This is a genomic window from Modestobacter marinus, assembly GCF_019799945.1.
GTDB classification, from domain to species: domain Bacteria; phylum Actinomycetota; class Actinomycetes; order Mycobacteriales; family Geodermatophilaceae; genus Modestobacter; species Modestobacter marinus_B.
The window spans coordinates 45,488-59,662 of the sequence record NZ_JABGCH010000006.1 but is presented as its reverse complement, the minus strand read 5'-3'; the positions used below and the strand labels follow the sequence as shown (position 1 = coordinate 59,662).

General features: G+C 76.6%; 15 protein-coding genes. 10 read left to right on the top strand and 5 right to left on the bottom strand.

Translation table 11 applies throughout. The features are described 5' to 3' along the window. The first annotated feature begins 81 nt into the window (after positions 1-81). From mce to HK417_RS07895, 5 genes are all read left to right on the top strand, one after another. Positions 82-534 carry a methylmalonyl-CoA epimerase gene (mce, locus tag HK417_RS07915; RefSeq protein ID WP_222265129.1) on the top strand — a complete coding sequence of 151 codons (453 nt, stop codon included), beginning with the start codon at positions 82-84 and terminating at the stop codon, positions 532-534. 74 nt (positions 535-608) lie between these two features. Continuing rightward, positions 609-1,922, top strand: a complete 1,314-nt coding sequence (locus tag HK417_RS07910) for a hypothetical protein (protein ID WP_222265127.1) — start codon at positions 609-611, stop codon at positions 1,920-1,922. 160 nt (positions 1,923-2,082) lie between these two features. Further along, entirely contained in the window at positions 2,083-3,867 is a 1,785-nt protein-coding gene (locus HK417_RS07905; RefSeq protein ID WP_222265125.1) for a hypothetical protein, read from the top strand. A gap of 66 nt (positions 3,868-3,933) precedes the next feature. Beyond that, positions 3,934-4,794, top strand: a complete 861-nt coding sequence (locus HK417_RS07900) for a DUF4397 domain-containing protein (protein ID WP_222265123.1) — start codon at positions 3,934-3,936, stop codon at positions 4,792-4,794. Between the two features lie 14 nt (positions 4,795-4,808). Further along, the gene (locus HK417_RS07895) at positions 4,809-5,441 is read left to right on the top strand and encodes a class F sortase (RefSeq protein WP_222265122.1); all 633 of its coding nucleotides are present in this window, start codon (positions 4,809-4,811) and stop codon (positions 5,439-5,441) included. 66 nt (positions 5,442-5,507) lie between these two features. On the opposite strand, the gene HK417_RS07890 is transcribed toward HK417_RS07895, so the two are convergent. The 3 genes from HK417_RS07890 to nucS are packed head-to-tail and all read right to left on the bottom strand — an operon-like array spanning position 5,508 to position 8,213. Next, a complete protein-coding gene (locus HK417_RS07890; RefSeq protein WP_222265120.1) occupies positions 5,508-5,846 on the bottom strand; it encodes a hypothetical protein in 339 nt (112 codons plus the stop codon). 2 nt (positions 5,847-5,848) lie between these two features. Beyond that, the gene (locus tag HK417_RS07885; protein ID WP_222265118.1) at positions 5,849-7,513 is read right to left on the bottom strand and encodes a 3-hydroxyacyl-CoA dehydrogenase family protein; all 1,665 of its coding nucleotides are present in this window, start codon (positions 7,511-7,513) and stop codon (positions 5,849-5,851) included. A 28-nt stretch (positions 7,514-7,541) separates the two neighbouring features. After that, a complete protein-coding gene (nucS, locus tag HK417_RS07880; RefSeq protein WP_222265116.1) occupies positions 7,542-8,213 on the bottom strand; it encodes an endonuclease NucS in 672 nt (223 codons plus the stop codon). 60 nt (positions 8,214-8,273) lie between these two features. Here nucS and HK417_RS07875 point away from each other — a divergent pair, with 60 nt between their 5' ends. Beyond that, the gene (locus tag HK417_RS07875) at positions 8,274-9,128 is read left to right on the top strand and encodes a hypothetical protein (protein ID WP_222265114.1); all 855 of its coding nucleotides are present in this window, start codon (positions 8,274-8,276) and stop codon (positions 9,126-9,128) included. 6 nt (positions 9,129-9,134) lie between these two features. On the opposite strand, the gene HK417_RS07870 is transcribed toward HK417_RS07875, so the two are convergent. Further along, positions 9,135-9,908, bottom strand: coding sequence for an enoyl-CoA hydratase-related protein (locus HK417_RS07870; RefSeq protein WP_222265112.1), 774 nt, complete (start codon positions 9,906-9,908; stop codon positions 9,135-9,137). 53 nt (positions 9,909-9,961) lie between these two features. Between HK417_RS07870 and HK417_RS07865 the strand changes: the two genes are divergently transcribed. The 3 genes from HK417_RS07865 (at position 9,962) to HK417_RS07855 (ending at position 12,172) form a co-directional block, all read left to right on the top strand. After that, complete coding sequence (locus HK417_RS07865; protein ID WP_222265110.1) at positions 9,962-10,693, top strand: YqjF family protein; 732 nt, start codon at positions 9,962-9,964, stop codon at positions 10,691-10,693. Between the two features lie 46 nt (positions 10,694-10,739). Beyond that, on the top strand, positions 10,740-11,765 hold the full coding sequence (locus HK417_RS07860) for a Gfo/Idh/MocA family protein (protein ID WP_222265108.1): 1,026 nt from the start codon (positions 10,740-10,742) through the stop codon (positions 11,763-11,765). 89 nt (positions 11,766-11,854) lie between these two features. After that, entirely contained in the window at positions 11,855-12,172 is a 318-nt protein-coding gene (locus HK417_RS07855) for a hypothetical protein (protein ID WP_222265106.1), read from the top strand. 9 nt (positions 12,173-12,181) lie between these two features. On the opposite strand, the gene murA is transcribed toward HK417_RS07855, so the two are convergent. Then, a complete protein-coding gene (gene murA / locus HK417_RS07850; protein WP_222265104.1) occupies positions 12,182-13,480 on the bottom strand; it encodes a UDP-N-acetylglucosamine 1-carboxyvinyltransferase in 1,299 nt (432 codons plus the stop codon). A gap of 91 nt (positions 13,481-13,571) precedes the next feature. Between murA and HK417_RS07845 the strand changes: the two genes are divergently transcribed. Next, on the top strand, positions 13,572-14,174 hold the full coding sequence (locus HK417_RS07845; protein WP_222265102.1) for a cob(I)yrinic acid a,c-diamide adenosyltransferase: 603 nt from the start codon (positions 13,572-13,574) through the stop codon (positions 14,172-14,174). Position 14,175 lies beyond the last annotated feature (1 nt).

Here is a 14,175-nt window from a genome sequence, read left to right as displayed (position 1 = left end):
GCGGCCGTTCGACACGACGCCGCGTTGACACCGGGGTGGCGGCACGGGCATGTCCAGGATAGGACGGGCAGGATCGGGGAGGTGACCGACGACCCCCGTGGGGCTCTACCCGCCGACCTCTTCACCACCATCGACCACGTGGGCATCGCCGTGCCCGACCTGCGGGAGGCGATCGCCTTCTACGAGCTGGCCTTCGGGATCACCTCGGTGCACGAGGAGGTGAACGAGGAGCAGGGGGTGCACGAGGCGATGCTGGCCGTGGGGGACGGCGAGACCCGCGTGCAACTGCTCGCCCCGCTGACCCCGGAGTCGACGATCGCGAAGTTCATCGGCCGCTCCGGCCCGGGGCTGCAGCAGCTCGCCTTCCGGGTGACCGACGTGGAGGCGGTCAGCCAGACCCTGCGTGACCGCGGGCTCCGGCTGCTCTACGACGTCCCGCGCCGCGGCACCGGCGGCAGCCGGGTCAACTTCGTGCACCCCAAGGACGCCGGTGGCGTGCTCGTGGAGATCGTCGAGCCGGCCACCGACCACTGACCGCTCCTGGAAGTTGGCTGGGGAACGCCGGGACCGGATGCCCCGGCTCCGTGCTCTCTGGGAGGATGAGGTACATGAGCGACCCCCGTGACGACCTGTTCCGCGACGGCGGCTCCTTCGACGTGGTGCGGAAGGGGTACGACCGGGAGCAGGTGCACGAGACGCTGGCCGGGCTGGACGCCGACCTGCGGGTCGCCCTGGCCGACCGGGACGCCGCCGTCGCCCGGTCCGCCGACCTCGCCCGGCAGCTGCAGGCCCTGCACGGAGAGGTGGAGCAGCTGCGCCGCCGGGCGGCCAGCGCCAGCGCGCCGACCTTCGAGAACATGGGCGAGCGGATCTCCAACATGCTGCGCCTCGCCGAGGAGGAGGCCGCGGAGATCCGCCGGGCCGCCGAGGAGCAGGCCGCTCAGCTGCAGGCGGCCGTGGCCGCCGAGGCCGAGGCGCTGCGGGAACGGCTCGCCGGTGAGGAGCGGGCGCTCGGCGAGCGGGCCGCCGCGAGCCGGGCCGAGGCCGAGCGGCTGGTGGGCGAGGCCCGTCAGCACGCGGAGCAGGTCGCGGCCAAGGCGCAGTCACGGGCCGACGAGCTGGTGAGCAAGGCGCAGGAGCGGGTCGCCCGGCTCGACGCGGACTCCGAGGCCCGGCGGACCAAGGCGGAGGAGGACTTCGAGATCACCCAGCGGGTCCGGCGCACGGAGACCGCCCGGGTGGAGGAGGAGCGCGAGCGCGCCTCGATCGCCGCGGCCCAGCAGCGCGTCGCCGCGGCCGACGAGCACGCCCGCCGGATGGTCGCCGAGGCCGAGGCGGCGGCGGCCGCCGTCCGCGCGGTCCGCGACGACGTCGCCCGCCGGCTGGGCGACGTCCGCAGCCTCCTCGGGCGGCTGCCGGACCTGTCCGACGCCAGCCCGGACGGCGCGGCGCCGACGCCGGCCCCGGCTCGGGCGCAGGGCCCGGCCCAGCCCGCCGAGCACCCCGCCACGCAGACCCAGGCGGTGCCCGCGCAGTCGGCCGCCCAGCCGCAGGCCGTCCGCCCGACGACCCAGCCCACCCCGGCCCAGCCCACCCCGGCCCAGCCCGCCCCGGCGGGGGCGACCGCGGTGGGGGCTGCGGCGACCCAGCCGGCCGCCCCGCAGGCCCGACCGGCGACGGCTCCGCAGGCCGCCGTTCCGCAGCAGGCGAACGGGCAGGCGCCGCAGCCGGCTGCCGGTCGCCCGGCGCCGGTCGAGGGGCCGGCCACCTCCACCGAGAACCGGGCGATCAGCGTGCAGCCGACCAGCCGGCAGACGCCGCCGGTCCCGTCCCGCGACCCCGCCACCGCGGTCCAGCAGCCCGCCTCCTCGGCGATCCCGGCCGGGCAGCCCGGCGGACCGACCGCCCCCGAGCAGGGCTGAGCCCGACCCTTCGACCCGCCACTCCCCGACGGCCCGTCGGCACAGCCCGTGCCGACGGGCCGTCGCCGTCGCGGTGGCCGCACCTGCACGCGCGTGTCAGGGTCGGACCGTCCCCGTCCGGTGGCCGTCGCCGGCTCGACCGCCGGGAGGAGCACCGTCCGTGTCGGACCCGACCCCGGTGACCTCCCCCGGGCCCGCGGCCGGGAGGCCCTCCCGCGCGCCGCGGCACCGGGCCGCCGCCCGGGTCCCGGTCCGGACACTGCTCGCGCCCCTCGTGGCGCTGGCGCTCGTCGCGCTGGCCGGCGCCCGGGGACTCGGCGGTCCCCGCCGGCCCGGCGACGGCGCGCTCACCACCCCCGCGTACGCCCTGCTGGGCGGCGACCCCGCGCCCGGCGCCCTGTCCCCGGAGGGGCTCGGCGCCGTGCACGCCGCGGTCGCCGCCTCGCTGACCCGGGCGTTCGCGCGGCACGAGACGCTCGCCGGTGCCCAGCGTGAGCTGCTGTGGGTCGTCCTGGTGGTCAGCGCCGTGCTGCTGTGGCGCACCGCCCGCCGGCTCGGCGTGCCCGACGGGGCCACCGCCGGCGGCGTGCTCGTGTTCGGCGCGATCGCGGTGGCGACCGGGCTCTCCACGCGCGGCACCCCGGCGGCGCTCGCCGTTCCGTGGCTGCTGGCCGCCGCCCTGCTCCTCGCCCGCGGGCGCCTGCCGCGGGCGGCCACCGCGGGCGCGGTGCTCGCCGCCGTCCTGGCCGTGCTGCTGGCGCCGGACAGCCTGCTGCTGATCGGCGCGGCCGCCGCGGCCGCCCTGGCCGGCGACGACCACGGCCGCCGGCCCCGGTGGCAGCGGACGGTGCTGCTCGTCGCCGTCCCGCTGCTCGCCGGGGTCCGTCTCCTCCTGCCGACCTGGGCGTCGGAGCCGGCCGAGCCGGACTGGTCGGGGGCGGCGCCAGTGCTCCTGTCCGTCGCGTTCCTCGTGGTCGCCGCCCTGGCCGGCTGGCTGCTGCCGGGATTCCGGCCGGTCGCCGCGGCGCTCGCCGTGCTGACCCTGCTCTCCGTCGCGCCGCCGACCGGCCGGCTGGCCGGCGCCGTGCTCGGGCTGCCGGTCGCGGCGCTGCTGCTCGCCGCGCTGACGGCCGCGGCCGCCGAGCGGCTGGCGGAGCGGGCCGCCCCCCGCGGGCGGGTCCTGCCCGCCGTCGGGACGGCCGTCCTGCTCCTGCTGGTGGTGCCCGCCGTTGCCGGGCTGGTGACCGCGCCCGACGGCGATCTGGGCGCGCGTGCCGACGCCGGGCTGGTCGGCTGGGCGCGGGACCAGCTGCCCGCCGGGACGACGCTGCACACGGACCGGGAGCTGGCCGCCGAGCTGCTGCACGCCGGCGGCGATCCCACCCGGCTGACCACCGCGGCCCGGTCGGTGCCCGGCGAGGGGGCGGGGACCGTGCTGCGCGTGGTCCGGGGCGCCGGGGACGGCCACGTCGTCGCCCGGTTCCCCGGGGACGGCGACCCGGGGCTGAGCGTGACCGACCCGCTCCCGGACCGGGTGGGCCCCGTCCAGCAGCAGGCGCGACAGGACCTGGCCGCCGCCCTGCTGGCCGGCGTCGCGCCGGTGCCCGGGGAGGTCGCCGCCGTGCTGGACGCCGGGGAGGTCGACCCGCGGCTGCTCACCCTGCTCGCCGGCATCTCCTCCCGCTTCGGCCTCGGCCTGGCCGACCTGCCCCCGGTCCCCGGCGAGGTCCCCGGCATGCCGGTCCGGCAGGCGGTCATCTCCTCCGTCGGCGGCAGCCCGGTGCCCGCGGACGGCGCGGCGACGGCCCAGCTGCAGGCCTGGCTGGACGCGCAGCGCGAGCCGTTCGCGCCGGACCGGGTGGCGCGCGTCGACGGCGGCGTCCTGGTCACCTACCGCCTGGTCGCGGACCCCGATGGCCTCGTCTCCCCGGCCGGGGGAGGATGACCCCGGCGGGTGCACACGGTCACCGACCGGTCCACGGGAGGGCACCCCGCCGCAGAGGGGAAGCACATGTCGCGGCTGTTCCGAGCGTCGTTGCTCGCCCTGGTGTCCGCAGCGCTGTGCGTGCTGGCGCCCTCACCCGCGGCCGCCGCGGAGGACGCCGCGGAGACCGGGCTGCTGCGGATGATGCACCTCTCCCCCGACACCCCGGCCGTCGACGCCGCGATCGACTCGGTGTCCGACCCGGGGGTGGGGGTCGTCCTGCCCGCTGTCGGCTACGGCGACGTCTCGCCCTACCAGGTACTCCCGCCGGGCACCTACACGGTGAGCGTCCGGGCGCCCGGCGCCGATCCGGCGACCCCGCCGGCGCTGGCCACCACGGTCACCGTCGCGGCAGGCGCCGCCACCACCATCGCCGGTGTGGGTTCCTTCGCGGAGCTGCAGTTCGCGGTGCTCCCCGACGACCTGACCCTGCCGCCGGCCGGCCGGTCGCGGGTCCGGGTGGTCAACGCGACGGCCGCCGGCTCGCCGCTGGACCTCGGCCTCGACGGCGGGCCCGCGCTGGCGACCGGCCTGGCACCCGCCGGCCACACCGAGTACGTCGACGTGCCGGGCGGGCCGGGCACGCTCACGGTCACCCCGGCACCCGGCGCCCACACCGGCCTGCCGGTCGACCTCGCCGCCGGGTCGGTCTACACCGTCCTGGTGCTCGACCGCGAGGGCGGCGGGGTCGAGGTCACCACCTCGCTGGACGCCGCCAGCCCGGGCATGGTCCCGGTCGGCGGTGTCGAGGCCGGCGCAGGTGGCACCGCCGCGAGCGGCCCGCCCACCGGCTGGCTGGCGCTGCCCGTCGTCGCCCTGGCCGCCCTGGCCGTGCCGCTCCGCGCCCGGTTCGGTCACCGGGCCGGCACGCGGTACGCGGCGCGCTGACCGGCTCCCCGCCGGTGGGCCGGGGCCGGCACCGCCGACCGGCGCGCCGGGCCCGCCCACGGGTCCGCTGGGCGCTCGCCCTGCTCGCCGCGACGGGCGGCGCGGTCGCCTGGCTGTCCCCGGGCGGCGGCGCGCCGGCCGGTTCGACCCCGGCTCCCCCGGCGCCGACGGTCGTCGCGGCGGCGTCCAGGGCGGTGGCCCCGGTCGCGGCGCCGGTGCGGCTCACCGTCCCGGCCATCGGCGTGGACACCGCGCTGCCGGGGATCGGGGTGGACGACGCCGGCGCCCTGGTCCCCCCGGCCGACCCCTCGCTGGCCGGCTGGTTCACGGCCGGGCCCGCGCCGGGCGCCACCGGCCCGGCGGTGATCGCCGGCCACGTCGACGACCGCAGCGGCCGGGCGGTGTTCTTCCGGCTGGAGGAGCTGGCCCCGGGCGACCTGGTGACGGTCGCGCGCGCCGACGGGACGACGGTGCAGTTCGCCGTCACCGGGGTGACCAGCTATCCGAAGCGCGCGTTCGGCACCGCGGAGGTCTACGGCCCCACGACCGGTCCGGAGCTGCGGCTGATCACCTGCGGCGGCGAGTTCGACCGCAGCCGGCGCAGCTACGAGGACAACGTCGTGGTCTTCGCCCGCCACGTGAGCTGATGAACGGCTCCGCTGCAGGGTCCCGCCGCGAGCCCGCGAGCGGTGGGGGGCAGCGGGGTCCTTCGACTAACGCCGGCGGCCCCTGGCCTGCCAGCAGGCCCGGTGCCAGTGGCGGCGCTGACCGGCCGCCGACTCGGTGTCCCACGGGTCGAGGTCGGAGTCGCGGGCGTAGGCCGGCCAGGTGACCAGGTGCGGGGTGCCCGGCCGGATCTCCTGGTCACAGCCCGGGCAGCGGTAGGTCTTGTCGTGGGCCGCGCCGGTCACCGGGCGCACCACCCAGTCGCCGTCCGCGGACTCCTCGACCGGCTGTGCCGCCGGGAACGGGCGACGTCCGGCCGTGCGCCCGCGCCGGCCGGCCGGGATCGCCCCGGGCCGGTCGCCGCGGGAGCCGCCTCGTCGAGGCACGACTACCGGGCGGGGTGGTCGCGGAAACCGCGGCCGGCCGTGCGGCCCACGTGGCCCGCGGTGACCAGGTGCTCGAGCAGCGGCGCGGGCGCGAGGCCCGGCTCCCGGGACTCGGCGTAGAGGTCACGCTGGACGGCCAGGGCCACGTCCAGCCCGACGTCGTCCAGCACCTGGAACGGCCCCCGGGGGTAGCCGCACCCGAGCGTCATCGCCGCGTCGATGTCGTCGGCGGTCGCGTACCGGGCCTGCAGCATCCGCACCGCGTCGTTGAGGTAGGGGAACAGCAGCGCGTCGACGATGAAGCCGGCCCGGTCGGTGCAGGACACCGGGTGCCTGCCCAGCGCCGCGCAGAACGCGTGCGCGGTGGCCGCGACCTCCGGGGCGGTGGCGACGGTGGAGACGACCTCGACCAGCGGTGCGGCGGGATGGGGCACGTGCAGCCCGACGACGTCGGCCGCCCGCCCGCTGGCCGTGGCGAGCTCGATGACCGGCCCGCGGGACGTCGTGGCGAGCACCGCCCCCGGCGCGAGGACCCCACCCAGTGCGGTGACCAGCGCCTGCTCGGTGTCCAGCGGCCCGGGACCGGCCGCGACGACGAGATCGCAGGCGGCGAGCTCCTCCAGCGCGGCGGCTCCTCCGCCGTCCGTCACCACCGTGACCTCGTACCCGGCCTCGCCGGCCGATCCGGCGAGGCCGGCGGCCGTGGGGCCGGCACCCACCACGCCGACGCGGCGCACCGGCCGGCTCCCGCTGACGGCAGCACCCCCGGCCGGGGTCCGGTCGTCGGGCACGACCTCGCCGGAGTGCGGGCCGGCGTAGGTGTAGAAGCCGCGGCCGGACTTCCGGCCCAGCATCCCGGCGGTGACCATCTGCCGGATGAGCGGGCTCGGGGCGTGCAGCCGGTCGCGCGACTCCCGGTACATCGTCTCGAGGACCTCGTGGGCGGTGTCGATCCCGATCAGGTCCAGCAGGGCGAGCGGGCCCATCGGCAGGCCGCAGCCCAGCCGCATGGCGGCGTCGACGTCCTCCCGGCCGGCGTACCGGGTCTCGACCATCGAGACGGCGTGGTTGAGGTAGCCGAACAGCAGCGCGTTGGCGATGAAGCCGGCCTTGTCGCCGATGGTGACGCCGACCTTGCCGAGCCGGTCGGCGAGCGCCGCGACGTCGGCCACCACGGACGGCTCGGTGACGACGGTCCGCACGACCTCGACCAGCTTCATCACCGGCGCCGGGTTGAAGAAGTGCATCCCGATGACCCGGCCCGGCCGGCCGGTGCCCACCGCCAGCTCGGTCACCGACAGGCTCGAGGTGTTGGTGGCCAGGATCGTGTCCGGCGGACAGGTCTCGTCCAGCGCGGTGAGGACCGCCGCCTTGAGCTCCCGCCGCTCGGGCACCGCCTCGACGACGAGCGCGGCGGTCGCCAGGTCGGCCATCCGCGTGGTGAAGCGGATCCGGTCGAGGACCGCGTCGCGCTCGGCCGGGTCGAGCCTGCCGCGGGCGACGGCCCTGCCCGTCGAGGTCTCGACGTGCCCCCGGCCGCGCTGCAGCGCCTCGTCGGTGATCTCGACGGCGGTCACCGACAGGCCCGCCCGGGACAGCACCTCGACGATGCCCGCGCCCATGGTGCCCAGCCCCACGACGCCGATCTCGGTCAGCTCTCTGGCCATGCCGTCCTCCTCCGTCATCGGTCCGTGCTCAGAACAGCCGGGCGGACGGGTCGTCGGTGCCCTTGAGGACGGCGTAGTCGACGACCAGGCAGTCGATGCCCCGGTCGCCGGCGAGCACCCGGGCCTGCGGCTTGATCTCCTGGGCGGCGAACACGCCCTTGACCGGGGCCAGCAGCGGGTCGCGGTTGAGCAGCTCCAGGTACCGGGTGAGCTGCTCGACGCCGTCGATCTCGCCCCGGCGCTTCACCTCGACCGCCACCGTGCTGCCGTCGGCGTCCCGGCAGAGCAGGTCGACCGGTCCGATCGCGGTGGGGTACTCCCGGCGGACCAGCGACCACCCGGCGCCGAAGGTCTCCACGTGCAGCGCGAGCAGCCGCTGGAGCTCGGCCTCGACGCCGTCCTTCTGCAGGCCCGGGTCTACGCCCAGCTCGTGCCGTGAGTCGTGCTCCACCGACTCGATCGTGATCACCAGCTGCTCGCCGGCCTTGTTGGTGACCGTCCAGGTGCCGGCGCCGTCGACGAGCCCGTCCTTGAGGCTGCACGGCGGGGTCATCCAGTTCAGCGGTTTGTAGGCCCGGTCGTCGGCGTGGACCGACACCGAGCCGTCGGCCTTCACCAGCAGCAGCCGGGTGGCCGGTGGCAGGTGGGCGGTGAGCCGCCCGATGTAGTCGACGGAACAGCGGGCGATCACCAGGCGCACGGGGCCCGACGGTACCCGGACGCCCTGGAACCGGCGCCGCCAGCCGATCGTCCTAGGTCCGTGACGACCCGGGGGGCACGGACGGCGGCCGCCATGGCGCTGCTGCTCGTGCTGGCGGGCTGCGCCCGGCCGGGGACGGACGGCGAGGGGGGCGGGTCGCCCCCCGCCTACCCGTACGGGCCCGACGACCTGGTGCTGCAGCTGTCCTGGACCGGCGGCTTCGTGACCCCGGAGATGCTGGCCGGGCGGCTGCCGCTGGTCAGCGTGTACGGCGACGGACGGGTGGTCAGCGAGGGCCCGGTGATCGCCATCCACCCCGCCCCGGCCCTGCCCAACCTGCAGGTCCGGGAGATCGACCGGTCCGCCGTGCAGGACCTCGTCGACCGGGCCCTCGAGGCCGGCGTCGGCGACACCGCCGACCTCGGCATGCCGCCGGTGTCGGACCTGCCCTCCACCCGCTTCACCGTCTCCACCGGCCTGGAGACGATCCAGCGGGAGGTCTATGCGCTGTCCGTGCCCGAGGACCTGCAGTCGGGCCTGACCGAGGAGCAGATCGCCGCCCGCGCCGAGCTGCGGGCCTTCGCCGACGAGCTCACCGGGCTGTCCTACGAGACGACCCAGCCCTACGAGTTCACGACGCTGGCCGCGCTGGTCACGCCGTACACGCCCCCCGAGGAGCTGCCGCAGCCGGACGTGCCCTGGCCCGGGCCGGCGCTGCCCGGTGAGCCGTTCGAGCCGGCGCTCGGGCTGAGCTGCGTGGTGGCCACCGGCGAGGAGGCCTCGGCCGTGCGGACGGCGGCGCGCGCGGCCAACGCGCTCACGCCGTGGGTCGCGCCGGACGGCGCCCGCTGGTCGCTGACGTTCCGCCCGCTGCTGCCCCACGAGACCGGCTGCGCCGACCTCCGCGACGGCTGACCCCCGTCAGTCCGTCCAGACCGGCGGGCGCTTCTCCAGGAACGACGCCATCCCCTCCCGGGCACCGGGCAGCTGGCTGGCCGCGGCCATCACCTCGACCGCGATCCCGTAGGCGTCCCGCTCCGGACGGTCGAGCTGAGCGTACATCGTCTGCTTCCCCCAGGCCTTGCTGGCCCGGGATCCGCGGGTGGCCCGGCCCAGCAGGTCGCGGACGGCGGCGTCGAGCTCGTCGTCGGGGACGACCCGGTTGACCAGCCCCCAGTCCAGCGCCGTCCGGGCGTCGATGACGTCACCGGTCAGCGCCAGCTCCATCGCCCGCTTGCGGCCCACGTTGCGGGCGATGGCCACCATCGGCGTGTGGCAGAACCAGCCGCCCTTGCCGCCGGGCGCGGCGAAGCCCGCCGACTCGGCGGCGACCGCGAGGTCGCAGGAGGCGACCAGCTGGCACCCGGCCGCGGTGGCCAGCGCGTGCACCCGGGCGAGCACCACCTGCGGCACCGACTGGATCGTCTCCATCAGCTCGGTGCACAGCGCCAGCAGGCTGCGCACCTCGGTCACCGGGCGGTCCCGGACGTCGCGGAAGTCGTGCCCGGCGCTGAACACCGGCCCCTCCCCCGCCAGCACGATCCCCGTCGCACCGGTGCCGCCGGCCTCGGTGAACGCGGCGAGCAGCTGCTGGAGGTGGTCGCGGGCGAGCGCGTTGCGCCGCGCGCCCCTGGTCATCGTGATGCAGATCGTGTCGCCGTCGCGCTCGACCCGCGGTGCGCCGTCCTCCGCCATCCCCAGAGCCCACCACGGCGACTCCCGGCGGGCAACGGGTCCAGGCTGGAGGGGTGACCGTCCCCGAACCCGTCAGCCGGACGTCCCCGCGACCGGTGCGGCGCACCGTGTTCACCCAGGGCTGGCGGGACGTCACCTTCCTGCACTGGGCGGTCGACCCGGCAGTGGTGGCCCCGCTGCTGCCCGCCGGCGCCCGGCCCGACGAGCTCGGCGGCGCGACCTACGTCGGGCTCATCCCCTTCCGGATGCGCCGGATCGGCCTGCTGGGGGCACCGGGCATGCCCTGGGTCGGTTCGTTCGCCGAGACCAACGTGCGGCTGTACTCGGTCGACGAGCAGGGCCGGCGCGGCGTCGTCTTCCGGTCGCTGGAGGCCGACCGGCTGCTGCCGGTGCTCGCGGCCCGGTGGGTCGCGCACCTGCCCTACCTGTGGTCCCGGATGCGGGTCGAGCGGGAGGGTGACCAGCTCACCTACCGGTCCGACCGGCGGTGGCCCGGCCCCCGCGGCGCGGGAGGGACCGTCGTCGTCCGGGTCGGCGACCCGCTGCCCGAGCCCGGTCCACTGGCCCGTTTCCTCACCAGCCGCTGGGGCCTGCACCAGACCACCGGCAGGCGCCTCGCCTACTGGCCCAACGAGCACCCCGCCTGGCCGCTGTACGCGGCCGACCTGCTGGCCCTCGACGACGACCTGGTCGCGGCGGCCGGCCTCCCCTCCGTCGCTGGCGCTCCGGACAGCGTGCTGTTCTCCCCCGGCGTCGACGTCCGGTTCGGCCCCCGGGAGCACTGACGGCAAGATCTCCCTGCACGCCCGACGACGCACGAGGAGCGCATCGATGGAGCCCGTTCGATTCGGACTGGTGGGGTACGGGTTCGGCGGCCGGTACTTCCACGCACCGCTGCTGGCCGCCGCGCCGGAGTGCGCGCTGCTGGGCGTCGTGACGACGTCCGCGGAGCGCCGTGAGCTCATCGGCCGGGAGCGCCCGGGCACGGCGACCTTCGACTCGCTGGAGGCCCTCGCCGCGGCCGGCGCGGAGGCGGTGTCGATCTCCACGCCGGCGGGAACGCACACGGAGCTCACCGACCGGGCGCTGGACCTGGGACTCGCGGTCGTGTGCGACAAGCCCTTCGCCCTCGACGCGGCCGCCGCCTGGGCCAGCGTCGAACGCGCCGAGCGGCTGGGCCTGCTGCTCGCGCCGTACCAGAACCGGCGGGTGGACTCGGACTTCCGCACCGTCCGGGCGCTGGTCGAGGAGGGGCGGCTGGGCACCGTGACCCGCTTCGAGTCGCGGTTCGAGCGGTTCACCCCCGATCCGGGCCCGGCGCCCGCCGGCGGTGGCACGCTGCTGGACTTCGGCAGCCACCTGGTCGACCAGGCGCTGGTGCTGCTCGGCCCGGTCACCTCGGTCTACGCCGAGTGGCGGGTGCGCGAGAGCGGGCTGGACGACGACGTGTTCGTGTCGCTCACCCACGCGAGCGGCGCCCGCTCGCACCTGGCCGGCAGCTGGAGCGAGGGCGCCCCGGGGCTGCGCTTCCGGGTCACCGGGACCGCGGGCAGCTACGTGGTCGACGGCCCGATGGACGTCCAGGAGTCGATGCTGCTCGCCGGCGAGACCCCCGCGACGCTGGGCGACGCCTGGGGCGCGGAGCCCGAGGAGCGCTGGGGCCGGCTGCGGCGCGGGGACGACGGCGAGGTCGTGCCCACGCTGCGCGGCCGGTGGGACACCTTCTACCCGGGGTTCGCCCGGGCCGTCCGCGGCGAGGGACCGCTGCCGGTGACCGCCCGGGACGCCGTCGTCACCGCCACCGTCCTGGACGCCGCCCGCCGCAGCGCGACCGAGGGCGTCGTCGTCCGGCTCTGAGCCAGGAGGAGGACGCGGTCGGGCCCGGTGAACGGTGGCACACTCGGGGCACGGGACTGCACGCACCGGGCCCGCTTGAGGAGGTCGCCGTGCCGATCAACGCCGGGAGCCTGCACTTCCTCGTCGGGCCGGTCATCGCGCTGCTGATGATCGGCCTGTGCTCGCTCTTCCTGCGCTGGGCCTTCTCCTCGCGGACGCCGCCGTCCCGCGGGCACGACGAGGAGCTGCTCACCCCGGTGGCGTCCCTCAGCCGCCGGGAGTCGGCGCTCGCGCTGCGGGCGGTGCTCTCGGACGCGGGGATCCGCTCGACGATCCGCGAGCCCGCCGCGCACCGCACCGACGTGCTGGTCTTCCCGGAGGACCTCGACCGTGCCCGGGTGCTCGCCCTCTCCTTCGGCGGGCCCTGAGGCAGGGTCTCAGTCAGCCAGCTGGGTCCGGGTGATCTGCACGCCCACGCCGCGCAGCTGCTCCAGGAAGGCCGGGTAGCCGCGGTCGACGTGCCGGACGTCCTGCACCTCGGTGACCCCGTCGGTGAGCAGGCCGGCGAGCACCAGCCCCGCGCCGGCCCGGATGTCGGTGGCCAGCACCGGGGCGCTGGAGAGCCGCTCGCGGCCGCGGACCACCGCGTGGTGCCCGTCGATCCGGACGTCGGCGCCCAGCCGGACCAGCTCGTTGACGAACATGAACCGGCCCTCGAAGACGTTCTCGGTGATCAGCGCGGTGCCACTGGACACGGCCGCCAGCGCGACCGCCATCGGCTGCAGGTCGGTCGGGAAGCCCGGGAAGGGCAGGGTGACGACGTCGACGGCCCGGGGCCGGTCCTCCATCGCGACCCGCACGCCGTCGGCCCGCGGCTCCACCGTGGCACCGGCGTTCACCAGCTTCTCCAGCGGAACGGTCAGGTGCTCGGCGACCGCGCCCTCGACGACCAGGTCACCGCGGGTCATGACCGCGCCGATCGCCCAGGTGCCGGCCACGATCCGGTCGGGGACGGTCGTGTAGGCGACCGGCTCCAGCCCGTCGACCCCCTCGACGGTGATCGTGGACGTGCCGGCGCCCTGGATCCGGGCGCCCATCGCGGTGAGCATCCGGCACAGGTCGACGATCTCCGGCTCGCGGGCGGCGTTGTCGACGATCGTCGTGCCCTCGGCCAGGACGGCGGCCATCACCAGGTTCTCGGTGGCGCCGACCGAGGGGAAGTCAAGCCAGATGGAGGTGCCCACGAGCTTCGGCGCGGTGGCGATGAGGAAGCCGTGCTCGTTGACCACGGTGGCACCGAGCCGCTCCAGGCCGGCCACGTGCATGTCCAGCCCGCGCGAGCCGATCGCGTCGCCACCGGGCAGCGCGACCTTGGCCGTGCCGAGCCGGGCGACCAGCGGGCCGAGCACGCTGATCGAGGCGCGCATCCGGCGGACCAGGTCGTAGTCGGTCTCGCTGGAGGGCTCCTCGGGGACGTCGATGAGCACCCGGCCGCCACCGCTCGGGCTGCTGTCGCCGGGTTCGAGCGGGTAGCGCTCGAAGGTGACGCCGCAGCCGAGCCGGCGCAGCACCTCGCTCATGATGTGGACGTCGAGGATGTCGGGCACCTCCTCGAGCGTCGTCCGCCCCGTGGCCAGCAGCGCGGCGGCCATCAGCTTGAGGGCGCTGTTCTTGGCGCCGGTGACGCGGACGCGACCGCGCAGGGCTGATCCGCCGGTCACCTCGAAGCACTCCACCGGGTCACCCTACGGTGGCCCTGCTGCAGGGTCCCACCGCGCGCTGGCGAGTGGTGGGGGGGCAGCAGGGTCCTTCTTCTAGGCTCGGCCCATGACCGTCCGGCTGACCCGCATCTACACCCGCACCGGCGACGCCGGTCAGACGCACCTGGGCGACATGTCCCGGGTGACGAAGACCGACCCGCGCCTGGTCGCGTACGCCGACGTCGACGAGACCAACAGCGTGCTGGGGATCGCGCTGGCCCTGGGCGGACCGCCGACCGAGGTCGCCGAGCTGCTGAGCAGCCTGCAGAACGACCTGTTCGACGTCGGGGCCGACCTGTCGACCCCGGTGACGGCCGCGCCGGAGCACCCGCCGCTGCGGGTCACCGCGGCCTACACCGAGCGCCTGGAGGCCGCCTGCGACGCCCACAACGCGGCGCTGCCGACGCTGACGTCCTTCGTGCTGCCCGGGGGCACCGCGCTGGCCGCGTTGCTGCACCAGGCGCGCACCGTCGCCCGCCGGGCCGAGCGCAGCGTCTGGGCGCTGCTGGAGGCCGACGGGGAGCGGACCAACCCGGAGACCGCGCGCTACCTCAACCGGCTCTCCGACCTGCTGTTCATCCTCGCCCGGGCGGCGAACCCCGACGGCGACGTGCTGTGGGAGCCCGGCGCCCACAGCGGCGTGCACGCCCAGCGCGCGGCCCGCGACTGAC

Bases quoted from the DNA above. Each gene is read 5' to 3' on its own strand.
- HK417_RS07870 (WP_222265112.1), bottom strand. From the start codon at position 9,908: ATGGCGGAGGACGGCGCACCGCGGGTCGAGCGCGACGGCGACACGATC.
- HK417_RS07900 (WP_222265123.1), top strand. From the start codon at position 3,934: ATGTCGCGGCTGTTCCGAGCGTCGTTGCTCGCCCTGGTGTCCGCAGCG.
- HK417_RS07860 (WP_222265108.1), top strand. From the start codon at position 10,740: ATGGAGCCCGTTCGATTCGGACTGGTGGGGTACGGGTTCGGCGGCCGG.
- HK417_RS07885 (WP_222265118.1), bottom strand. From the start codon at position 7,513: ATGGCCAGAGAGCTGACCGAGATCGGCGTCGTGGGGCTGGGCACCATG.
- HK417_RS07910 (WP_222265127.1), top strand. From the start codon at position 609: ATGAGCGACCCCCGTGACGACCTGTTCCGCGACGGCGGCTCCTTCGAC.
- HK417_RS07845 (WP_222265102.1), top strand. From the start codon at position 13,572: ATGACCGTCCGGCTGACCCGCATCTACACCCGCACCGGCGACGCCGGT.